12 protein-coding genes are annotated in these 9750 nt (G+C 72.6%); 6 read left to right on the forward strand and 6 right to left on the reverse strand.

Annotation, left to right across the window (positions count from 1 at the left end; genetic code table 11):
• The 4 genes from VNL12_RS17305 to VNL12_RS17320 all read right to left on the reverse strand — a co-directional run.
• A partial coding sequence (locus VNL12_RS17305; protein WP_325596194.1) for a Sua5/YciO/YrdC/YwlC family protein occupies window positions 1-1066 on the reverse strand: 1066 nt, incomplete at its 3' end.
• Between the two features lie 121 nt (window positions 1067-1187).
• Window positions 1188-2294 (reverse strand): hydrogenase expression/formation protein HypE, encoded by a 1107-nt coding sequence (hypE, locus tag VNL12_RS17310; protein WP_325596195.1) that lies wholly within the window; start codon window positions 2292-2294, stop codon window positions 1188-1190.
• On the reverse strand, window positions 2287-2877 hold the full coding sequence (locus VNL12_RS17315) for an SIS domain-containing protein (protein WP_349257876.1): 591 nt from the start codon (window positions 2875-2877) through the stop codon (window positions 2287-2289). Before VNL12_RS17315 ends, hypE begins: the two co-directional genes overlap by 8 nt.
• Before the next feature lie 53 nt (window positions 2878-2930).
• The gene (locus tag VNL12_RS17320; RefSeq protein ID WP_325596197.1) at window positions 2931-3689 is read right to left on the reverse strand and encodes a hypothetical protein; all 759 of its coding nucleotides are present in this window, start codon (window positions 3687-3689) and stop codon (window positions 2931-2933) included.
• Between the two features lie 355 nt (window positions 3690-4044).
• Here VNL12_RS17320 and VNL12_RS17325 point away from each other — a divergent pair, with 355 nt between their 5' ends.
• The 5 genes from VNL12_RS17325 to VNL12_RS17345 all read left to right on the forward strand — a co-directional run bounded on the left by VNL12_RS17325 (window position 4045) and on the right by VNL12_RS17345 (window position 7644).
• On the forward strand, window positions 4045-4509 hold the full coding sequence (locus VNL12_RS17325; protein ID WP_325596198.1) for a PadR family transcriptional regulator: 465 nt from the start codon (window positions 4045-4047) through the stop codon (window positions 4507-4509).
• An 88-nt stretch (window positions 4510-4597) separates the two neighbouring features.
• Window positions 4598-5542 carry a dihydrodipicolinate synthase family protein gene (locus VNL12_RS17330; protein WP_325596199.1) on the forward strand — a complete coding sequence of 315 codons (945 nt, stop codon included), beginning with the start codon at window positions 4598-4600 and terminating at the stop codon, window positions 5540-5542.
• Window positions 5539-6945 (forward strand): NADH:flavin oxidoreductase, encoded by a 1407-nt coding sequence (locus tag VNL12_RS17335; protein WP_325596200.1) that lies wholly within the window; start codon window positions 5539-5541, stop codon window positions 6943-6945. The genes VNL12_RS17330 and VNL12_RS17335 overlap by 4 nt, the downstream gene beginning before the upstream one ends.
• Before the next feature lie 58 nt (window positions 6946-7003).
• Window positions 7004-7252, forward strand: a complete 249-nt coding sequence (locus VNL12_RS17340; protein ID WP_325596201.1) for a plasmid mobilization protein — start codon at window positions 7004-7006, stop codon at window positions 7250-7252.
• Window positions 7249-7644 carry a type II toxin-antitoxin system VapC family toxin gene (locus tag VNL12_RS17345; protein WP_325596202.1) on the forward strand — a complete coding sequence of 132 codons (396 nt, stop codon included), beginning with the start codon at window positions 7249-7251 and terminating at the stop codon, window positions 7642-7644. The genes VNL12_RS17340 and VNL12_RS17345 overlap by 4 nt, the downstream gene beginning before the upstream one ends.
• Before the next feature lie 182 nt (window positions 7645-7826).
• Here the strand turns inward: VNL12_RS17345 and VNL12_RS17350 are convergent, their stop codons facing one another.
• Together VNL12_RS17350 and VNL12_RS17355 are read right to left on the reverse strand one after the other, a co-directional pair.
• Window positions 7827-8867 carry an alpha/beta hydrolase gene (locus tag VNL12_RS17350; protein WP_325596203.1) on the reverse strand — a complete coding sequence of 347 codons (1041 nt, stop codon included), beginning with the start codon at window positions 8865-8867 and terminating at the stop codon, window positions 7827-7829.
• Between the two features lie 135 nt (window positions 8868-9002).
• Window positions 9003-9197, reverse strand: a complete 195-nt coding sequence (locus VNL12_RS17355) for a hypothetical protein (protein WP_325596204.1) — start codon at window positions 9195-9197, stop codon at window positions 9003-9005.
• A gap of 30 nt (window positions 9198-9227) precedes the next feature.
• On the opposite strand from VNL12_RS17355, the gene VNL12_RS17360 reads away from it, so the two are divergent.
• Window positions 9228-9410, forward strand: coding sequence for a hypothetical protein (locus VNL12_RS17360; protein ID WP_325596205.1), 183 nt, complete (start codon window positions 9228-9230; stop codon window positions 9408-9410).
• Window positions 9411-9750: the final 340 nt, after the last annotated feature.

Genomic DNA, 9750 nt, shown 5'->3' on the forward strand with positions numbered 1-9750 from the left:
CGTCGTCGTCGTGGGCGATGGGCTCGTCGCTGACGTTGCCGCTCGTCATCACCAGCGGCCGGTCGACGGCATCGAGCAGCAGGTGGTGCAGCGGGCTGTAGGGCAGGAGGAGGCCCACCTCGGTCAGCCCCGGCGCGACGCCCTCGGCTAGTGGGCCGGCGGCACGGACGGGAGCCAGCACGACGGGTCGACGCGGGTCGGTGAGGGCGGCGAGCGTACCGGCGTCGAGGTGGGCGAGCGCTCGCGCTCCGGCCTCATCGGCGACCATCACCGCGAAGGGCTTGTCGTCGCGGTGCTTGCGGCGGCGCAGTGAGGCGACGGCCCCGTCCGAGCGGGCGTCGGCGGCGAGGTGGTAGCCGCCGATCCCCTTGAGGGCGACGATCTGACCTTGCCGCAGCGCCTCAGCCGCACCCCACAACGCCTCGTCGCCGGTCGCCCGCACCGCGCCCGACGGGGACCGCCACGTGAGCTGCGGACCGCACTCCGGACACGCGTTGGGCTGGGCGTGGAACCGGCGGTCGAGGGGATCGTCGTACTCGGCCTGGCAGGCGGGGCACATGGTGAAGCCCGCCATCGTGGTCGACGGGCGGTCATAGGGCACCTGGCGCAGGATCGTGTAGCGGGGGCCACAGTCGGTGCAGTTGGTGAACGGGTAGCGGTGCCGGCGGTCGGTCGGATCCGCGACCTCGGCCCGGCAGGCCTCGCAGGTCGCGGTGTCGATGCCCACCGGGGCCCTCCGCGGTCCGTGCGCGTCGGTGGCGGCGATGCGGAAGCCTCGGTCGCCACCCGGCGTGAGCCCGGCCTCGACGGTGACGGAGACGACCCGCGCCAGCGGCGGCGGTTGGTCGACGAGCGTGCGAGCCAACCGGTCGAGGCGTCCGGGGTCACCCTCGGCCTCGATGAGCACGCCGGAACTGTCGTTGCGGACCCAGCCGTCGAGGTCGAGGGCGACCGCATGGCGGTAGACGAAGGGTCGGAACCCGACGCCCTGCACCGTGCCCGTGACCCGGATGCGCCGCCGGTCCCTCGAGCCGGGAGCGGGCTCGGGCGCCGCCGTCACCGTCACCGTCCACCTCGGAGTGCACGGGCCGCCGAGAGGGATCGCGGGGCGCGGAGGGGAGATCTCCCGGGTCGCCCACCCGTCGAGGGTCGAGGTGTCGCGGTCCGGGTCGGCACCGGTGCCGACCTCAGCAGATGCGGGGCAGGGGATCGCCGACGAGCATGTCGACGATGCGGGTGCCGCCGAAGGTGGTGCGCAGCACGACGATGCCGGCGGGGTCGGCCGCCACCTCACCGATGCGGGCCGCAGCGGACCCGAGGGGGTCGGCCCGCAGGGCCGCCAGGGCGGCATCGGCCTCGTCGGGGGCGACGACGGCGAGGAGCTTGCCCTCGTTGGCGACGTAGAGCGGATCGATGCCGAGCAGGTCGCAGGCGCCGGCGACCGCCGCGTCGATGGGCAGCAGGGCCTCGTCGAGCACGATGGCCAGATCGGTGTCGTGGGCCAGCTCGTTGGCCACGGTGCCGACCCCTCCCCGTGTCGGGTCGCGCAGCCAGCGGGTCGAGGGCGCCGCCGCGAACAGGGCGTCGACGAGACCTCCCAGCGCGGCCGAGTCGGACCTGATGTCAGCCTCCAGGGCCAGGTCGCCCCGGGCCAGCATCACCGCCATGCCGTGGTCGCCGATGGTCCCCGACACGAGGACCACGTCGCCCGCCCTGACGTGCTCGGGTCCCAGCCGCCGCTCCGGGGGGATGAGCCCGATCCCGGTGGTCGTGACGTAGGCGCCGTCGGCCGCGCCCCGCTCGACCACCTTGGTGTCGCCGGTAACGATGGTGACGCCGGCGGTGGCGGCGGCAACGGCCATGTCGGCCGCGATGGCGCGCACCTCGGCGACGGCGAATCCCTCCTCGAGGACGAACGCGGCTGCGAGCCAGAGGGGCCGGGCGCCGGAGACGGCCAGGTCGTTGACCGTGCCGTTCACGGCCAGGTCACCGATCGAGCCACCGGGGAAGTGATGGGGCTTCACCACGAAGGAGTCGGTGGTGAACGCCAAGCGCTCCCCCGAATCGAGTACCAGGGTGGCGGCGTCGGGCTGAGGCCCGTCGCGCTCCGCCGCGAAGGCGTCGAGGAACACAGCGTCGATCAGGGCCGCCGACGCCTTGCCCCCTGCACCGTGGGCCAGCGTGACGACCTCGTCGGTGAGGCGGGGACGGCGGCGCCGGAACGACTCGATGCGCTCGAGCACCCGGGCCTCGCGCTGGCCCGGCGCGGTGCGGTCATCGGCGGCATCAGGCACCGACGACCGCCCCTGCGAGCACGCCCTGCACGGCCCGCCACAGGGCGAAGCTCAGGGCCGCCTGCGCCTCCTGGATGCGATGCACGCTGTCGGAGTCGACCACCAGGCAGTGGTCGAGCCCGGCCCGGCTCATGTCGCCGCCGTCGTAGCCGGCGAACCCGACGGTGAGCACGTCGTGCGCTGCCGCCTCGGCGAAGGCCACGAGAAGGTCCTCGGAGTTGCCACTCGTCGAGAAGCCGACGGCGATGTCGCCGGGCCGGGCGTGCGCGATCAGCTGGCGGGAGAAGACGAGCGAGAAGCCGACGTCGTTGCCCAGTGCGGTGAGCACGGCGCTGTCGTCGACGAGACCGCGAGCCGGGAGCGGGCGACCGTGGGGAGGGCAGGAGAAGAGAGACGCCAGGGTGCTCGCGTCAGTGGAGCTGCCGCCGTTGCCGAAGGCGAACAGCCGCCCACCGCGGGAGAATCGCTCGGCGATGGCCGTCGCCGCCGCCTCGAGCGGGGCCCGGGCGCCCTCCAGGCTGGCGGTGCGCAGGGCGGCGCTCGTCGCCGTCTTGTCGCGAACCGACGCCGCCAGATCGTCCATGAGGGCGCCGAGGTCGTCCTCCCCGCCATCGATGAAGGGGTAGAGGAAGTCCGTCACCGGTCGCTCCCGGGGCCGAGGCCGGAGGTGTCCACGGTGGCGATGGCGGCCCCGGCGTGGACGAGGAGGAGGTCGTCGCGACCCACCGGCCCGACCAGCGAGACGTCAACGGTCTCGATGCCCATGGCGGTGCGCACCTCGGTGTCGATGCCGTCGGCGGTGGGCCCCAGCACCTCGGCCAGTCGGCCCTCGTCGCGGCACGTGATGCACACCTCCTCAGCATCCACGGGGGGGTCGCGGAGGAGGCCCGGGTGTTCGAAGCAGACGTGGGTCAGCTCCCACAGCAGGTGGTAGAGCAGCACCAGGCGACCGTCGTAGGGAGCCGACCGCTCGGGGTCGTCGACCCGCACCATGAGATCGGCCCGTGCGTTCGCGGGTGGAGGGCCCGAGGCGACCCACGCGGTGGTGACCCCCCACGCCGGCGCTCGGTGCAGCACCTCGGCCACGACGGGATCGTCGGTGGTGCTGACGGCGAGGACGATGTCGCCGGGGCGGGCCACCGCCCGTACGGCCGCAACCGGGTCGGGTCCGGTGATCGACACGGCCGGGAGGGCACGGGTCCCGATGATCACGGGGTGGACGAACTCGACGGCCACGTGGCGCCCGTGCTCGGGCCACGCGGGGGCGACGCACCACATCGTGGCGCCTGCCGCGAAGCGACGGGCGAGCGCGTACGCCGCCCCGGGAAGCGGATCTCCGGCCCCCGTGTCCCTCGCGGCCCGGTCCCCCGAGGTCACGGCCGATCCTGTGGTCACGTCATCCTCCTCGTCGGGTCCCGGTCGCTCATCGCCTCTCAGGGTAGGCCCGATCGAAGAGCCCTGCCCGCGCGTGCGACCGAGGCCGGGGCCAGGACGGGCGGTTGCCTGCGGCTCGCCGTCCTCGCCTCGCCGGTACGTCCTCGCGGCACGCGTGCGCGCTCGGAGCGGCGATCGGTGGACCACCGCCGGTCGGCCGGAGCCGGACGGCTCGTCGACCAGCAGAGCGGCGCAAGCACCGGTACAGTCCGCGGCCAATCAGACAAGACGCCGGCCCGGAGACGACACCTCTCGCTCCGCTCGCCATCCTCGGACCGACGTCGCGGCACCCGTCGACGCGGGGTCAGGAGGTTGTGTGTCCGCCAACGGCAAAGGACTCGGCGCGACGACCGAGGGGGTCTCGGCACCGGATGAGGCGTGCGCCCCGGTCGGCGGCGACGATGCGCCCGCGTGTCACTTCCGGCTCGCCCCGCCCCGCCACTTCACCTATCCGGCCCTGCTGCTCCTGTTGGCCGAGGAACCCCGGCACGGGTACCGGTTGGTCGAGGGGCTGCGCCGCCTCGGGTTGGGGCCGGTGAGCCGTCCCAGCGTCTACCGCGCTCTCGCCGATCTCGAGGGCGATGGCCTGCTGGAGTCGTGGTCGGCGGCGCCCACCGCGGGTTCGACCCGGCACATGTACGGCCTGAGCGACGCAGGCCGCGAGCGGCTCGACGAGTGGATGGAGGTCGTCGCCCGCGAGCGCGACGGCCTCGACCGCGTCGTCGACCGCTTCGTCCGCTGGCGGGACGATTCCGCGGAGTGCGAGGGCGACGCGGGCTGAGAGGCCTCGTGATCGCCGCCCTCGGGCGGGGGCGAACCGCTCCTGGCGCCGGTGCGGCCGGCACGCGCCTCCGTGTGAAGATGGCGGGATGCAGCCCGAGGTCACTCCCTGCGTGCGGACGCGTCGATCGATCACCGGGATGTCGGCGGTGCTGGTGCCCTTCACCGTCGAGGGTGAGATCGACTGGGCCGGCGTCGAGGCCCACGTCGGCCGGACGGCCGCGGCCGGCCTCACCCCGGCGGTGAACATGGACACCGGTTACGTCCAGCTGCTCGCCGGCGTCGACGCGGCCCGCGTCCTCGACCTCGCGGCCGAGGTCACCGGCGGGGACGTCGTGGCCGGCGCGTATGTCCCCGACGGCCCTGGCGACCCCTTCGACCTCGACGCCTACCTCACGTCGTGCAGCGCGATCGCCGAACGGGGCGCCACGCCGGTGATCTTCCCGTCTCACGGCCTCAACGCTCTCACCGACGAGGGGTGGGTGGACGCCCTGGCGCGCATCGGCGCGTCGCTCGATCGCTTCATCGGCTTCGAGCTGGGCCCGATGTTCGTGCCCTACGGCCGCATCGTCTCGCTCGAGGCCTACGGGGGGATGATCGACATCGCTTCGTGCATCGGAGCCAAGCACTCGTCACTGAGCCGGACGGCCGAGTGGGAGCGCCTCGCCCTCCGCGACGCCCAGCGGCCCGACTTCAAGGTCTTGACCGGCAACGACCTGGCCATCGACATGGTGATGTACGGATCCGACTACCTGTTGGGCCTCTCGACCTTCGCGCCCGAGGCGTTCGCCCGCCGCGACCGCATGTGGGCCGAGGGCGATCCCGGGTTCCACGAGCTGAACGACCTGCTGCAGTACCTCGGCCAGCTCGTGTTCCGGGCGCCGGTGCCGGCCTACCGCCACGACGCGGCGATGTTCTTCGAGCTGCGGGGGTGGGCCGCGAGCGCCGTGACCCCGCCCGGCGTCCCCCGTCGGCCCGAGTCCGACCGGGTGCTACTGGCCGACATCCTCGAGCGGCTGGAGACCTGCGCATGAGGTTCACCCAGGTCAAGAAGCTCGGCACCCTCGACGTGCTGCGCGCCCACCTCGACGCCCTGGGCGTCGAACTGCCCGTCGCCGCCGCGGTCGATCCCGCCGGCGTGCTGGCTTCGCCGGTCGACGTCGGCGGTGCCGGGGACCGGGTGCTCACCGCTCCCAACCGCTTCGCGGTGCTGCCCATGGAGGGCTGGGACGCGGGGACCGACGGGCGGCCGACCGACCTGGTGCGGCGACGGTGGGACCGGTTCGCGTCGAGCGGGTGCGGCCTGGTGTGGGGCGAGGCGACGGCGGTGCGGCCCGACGGGCGGGCCAACCCCAACCAGCTGGCCATCGACGAGACGACCGTCGACGACATCGCCGCCCTGCGGGCACGTCTCGCCCCCGAGCAGGTCGCCGGGCTCCAGCTCACCCACTCCGGGCGCTGGTCGCGCCCTGAGGGCGCGCCCGCCCCCCGCACCGCGTACGCCCACCCGTTCCTCGATGCCCGGTCGTCCGCCGACGCGTCGGACGTGCTCACCGACGACGAGCTCGACGAGCTGGTCGGGTGCTACGTCGACGCCGCCGTGCTGGCCGGGCAGGCTGGTTTCGACTTCGTCGACGTGAAGCACTGCCACGGCTACCTGCTCCACGAGCTGCTCAGCGCGCACGACCGGCCCGGTCGCTTCGGCGGCGACCTGGACGGGCGCACCCGGTTCCTCCGGTCCGTCGTGGCCGGCATTCGCGACCGGGCGCCCGACCTCGCCGTCGGCCTGCGGCTCTCGGCGTTCGACCTGATGCCCTTCGTCGCCGGCGAGGGTGGCGTCGGGGTGCCCGACGGGGTCGGTCCGTACCGCCTCGCCTTCGGGGGCGACGGCACCGGTCTCGGTCTCGACCTCACCGAGCCGCACCAGCTCCTCGACCTCGTCGAAGAGCTCGGCATCGGCCTGGTCAGCACCACGGCGGGCAGCCCGTACTACAACCCTCACGTCCAGCGGCCGGCCTACTTCCCGCCGTCCGACGGCTATCAGCCGCCCGAGGACCCACTCGTCGGCGTGGCCCGTCAGCTCGCCGCCACCGCCGAGCTGGCCGCGGCCCACCCGCGTCTCACCATCGTGGGGTCGGGCTACTCCTACCTGCAGGAGTGGCTGCCCCAGGTGGCCCAGGCCGTCGTCGCCGGGGGCGGGGCGTCGATGGTCGGCCTCGGCCGCATGGTCCTGTCCTACCCGGACCTGCCCGCCGACGTCCTCGCCGGCCGCCCGCTGCAGCCCCGGATGGTGTGTCGCACGTTCAGCGACTGCACCACCGCCCCCCGCAACGGGCTGGTCTCCGGCTGCTACCCGCTCGACCCCTTCTACAAGGACCACCCCCAGCGGGTGGAGCTCACCCGGGCCAAGCAGCAGGCCAAGGCGCGCCTGCGCTGAGGCCCGCCAGGCGCTTCCCGCGGGCCGGCTCACGGGTGGAGGACAGTATACTCACCGCATGAGTAAGCGACTCCAGGTCGTGCTGGACGAGCAGGAGCTCGACGACATCCGCAAGATGGCCGATCGACACGGCCTCACCGTGTCGGAATGGGTGCGCCAGACGTTGCGCGCTGCTCGACGTCAGCGTGCATCGGGCGATGCTCCGCGCAAGCTCGCGACCGTGCGGGCCGCGGCCCGGCACCACTTCCCGACCGGGGACATCGACCAGATGCTGGAGGAGATCGAGCGCGGGTACGAGGACCGGTGATCCTGCTCGACTCGAACATCCCCATGTACTTGGTGGGGGCCGACCATCCCCACAAGGCCGACGCGCAACGCCTGCTCGATGACGCCATATCCCGTGACGAGCGACTCGTCACCGATGCGGAGGCGCTCCAGGAGATCCTCCACCGATACGGCGCCATCGGCCGCCTCGATGCGATCCAACCCGCGTTCGATGCCCTCCTGGGGGTCGTGGACGAGGTCCTGCCGGTCGGCCTCACCGAGATCGAGAAGGCGAAGCGGATCGTCCTCGGTGGCTACGGCCTCTCGGCACGCGACGCCCTGCACCTGGCGGTGATGGAGACCGCCGGCATCGACCGTCTCATGAGCTTCGACCGCGGCTTCGACCGCTACCCGGGGATCGATCGGCTCAGCTGACCTCCTGGTTCCCCGTCGCGCTCACGCATCGCTCGACGTCGAGCCCCGGAGTCATGACCTCGGCCCACTGCGACGCCCGGCCCCACGCCGCGAGCAGCGCCGGTCACCACGGCGATGCCCAGTTCAGCCTCGCCGCCCCTAGCGCCGGGGTGCGGTCTGTGTAAGCCCCTCGATGCGCGGAGCTACGGGCAGAACCCCAGGGCGCTCGGCGGTCGCATCCCGCTGTAGATCCCCATCTCCCGGACCAGGAAGGTGGTCCACTGGCGGTCGGTGGCGACCTGGTGGGCCTGGTAGAGCCTCGACGCGTGCAGGCGGCTGCCGCAGTAGGAGCGGAGCTCGGCCACCAGGCCCCTCTCGCGGGCCGTCCTGAACGACGGGACGACGCAATCGTCGTAGTCGACGAGGCTGTCCAGCTCGGAAGCGATGAACGACGTCGGTGAGTCACCGGGGCCGATGGTCGTCGGGTCGTAGTTGCACCCCGAGGATCCGAAGGCGGCCTGGACCCGTGAGTCGGCGTCGGGGTCGTCCCCGCGGCTGTAGGCGAAGTCGCCGGCGAGGTCGGAGTTGTAGGCCACGTTGGCGGCGGTCACCGCGCCGGCGGAGAAGCCGCCCACCGCGACCTTGTTCGGATCGACGCCGTGGCGGCTCGCGTTGCGACGCACCCATCGCACTGCGGCCTGGGTGTCCTGCTGGGCGGCGAGGATGCCCCGCTCGCACTGCGCCCGCATGGCCAGGTAGTCGGGGTCGGTCGGGTCACCGGTGTAGTCCTGGACGGCCTGGCAGTCGCTGGTCGTGTCGATCCGGTACTCGATCGACACGAGGACGTAGCCCCGGCTGGCGTAGTCCTCCATGCCCTCGAGCAGGGGGAAGGCTTTGCCGATGCCGCCCCTGAACCCACCACCGTGAACCAGGATGATCGCCGGGCGGTCGGTGGCCTCGTTGTCCTGCGGGATCGTCGCCCACAGGTTCAGGATCTCGTTCCCCGACGGGTCGAGCGGGCGACGAAACGGGTCGCCCGGACCGATGGTGGGGTCGATCGGGGGTGCTGCTCCGTACTGCACCGGCGCGGCCTCCGGTGTCGTGCGCAGGTTCGTGAAGGCCTTGTCGAGGTAGGGCCTCGACGAGCCCGGCGGAGGCGATGGTGGCGCCGCCGCGGCGGCGGTGGCCAGCAGCAGGAGGGCCGTGACCGCGGCCGCGGTCGCAAACGCAGGACGTCGCTTCATCATGGTGATCCTTCCGGGGGGTGGACGCAGTCTGGCTGCCACCGTGAGGAACTGCGAGTGGCTGTCCTCCTCGATCCACGGCGAGGGGTCACCTCGGCCGTTCGCTCGGCGCCGAGCGGGGCATTCGACCCGCCGTCAGTCGTCGGAGGGCGGTGGGGTGTCGGCCAAGTGGGGCTGCTCGAGGCGTCGCTCGACGTAGGAGCGGAACACGGGCTCGGTCTCGGCGGCCAGCTCGTAGCCGTGTTCGGCGATCATCCGGTGGCCGATGGCCACCAGGTCGTCGACCTCGAAGGTGGGGAAGTCGAGTCGGTGCGCGATGCGCTCCATCACCTCGAGGAGGATCTCGATCGCCTCCTGGCCGTGGTCGCGCTCGCTGTCCGGTCGGCCTACTCCTGCCGGTGCTCGGCCTGCGACACGATGGCCAAGAGCGACCGGGTCAAGGTGCTCGACTGGTACGACAACGAGTGGGCCTACAGCAACCGATTGCTCGCGCTGGCCGCAATGGTCGGGGCCGGAGACGCCTCTCCGGTGCCATCGCTGTGAACGGGGAGCGCGAGCGTTTCGTCGACGGCCGGATCGTTCGTGTGAGAGGTGATCCCCGGGGCCGGTCCTGAGGGCCAGGGAGGCCATGCCGCAGCCTGGAGGCCCACGCGCCGGCCACGGTGGGAAGCCCTTCCCGTTCACAGCGGGGCGCACCGTCCGTACCGTTGCGGTTGGTCGGGGTGCAGTGCCTCGACGTTGGCCCAAGGAGAACCCTCATGTCCGTCATCGGTGGTCAGATCGACCAGCTCGACAGCCTCGGTAGCAGCTTCACCGGTCGCAGCGGCGAGGTCGACGACCTCGTGAGCGCGCTGCGCACCGAGCTCGACTCCGCCTATTGGAG

It is taken from the genome of Iamia sp., from assembly GCF_035575815.1.
In the GTDB taxonomy this organism is placed as follows: Bacteria; Actinomycetota; Acidimicrobiia; order Acidimicrobiales; family Iamiaceae; genus Iamia.

Bases quoted from the DNA above. Each gene is read 5' to 3' on its own strand.
- VNL12_RS17335 (WP_325596200.1), top strand. From the start codon at position 5,539: ATGAGGTTCACCCAGGTCAAGAAGCTCGGCACCCTCGACGTGCTGCGC.
- VNL12_RS17315 (WP_349257876.1), bottom strand. From the start codon at position 2,877: ATGGACGATCTGGCGGCGTCGGTTCGCGACAAGACGGCGACGAGCGCC.
- VNL12_RS17340 (WP_325596201.1), top strand. From the start codon at position 7,004: ATGAGTAAGCGACTCCAGGTCGTGCTGGACGAGCAGGAGCTCGACGAC.
- VNL12_RS17330 (WP_325596199.1), top strand. From the start codon at position 4,598: ATGCAGCCCGAGGTCACTCCCTGCGTGCGGACGCGTCGATCGATCACC.
- VNL12_RS17350 (WP_325596203.1), bottom strand. From the start codon at position 8,867: ATGAAGCGACGTCCTGCGTTTGCGACCGCGGCCGCGGTCACGGCCCTC.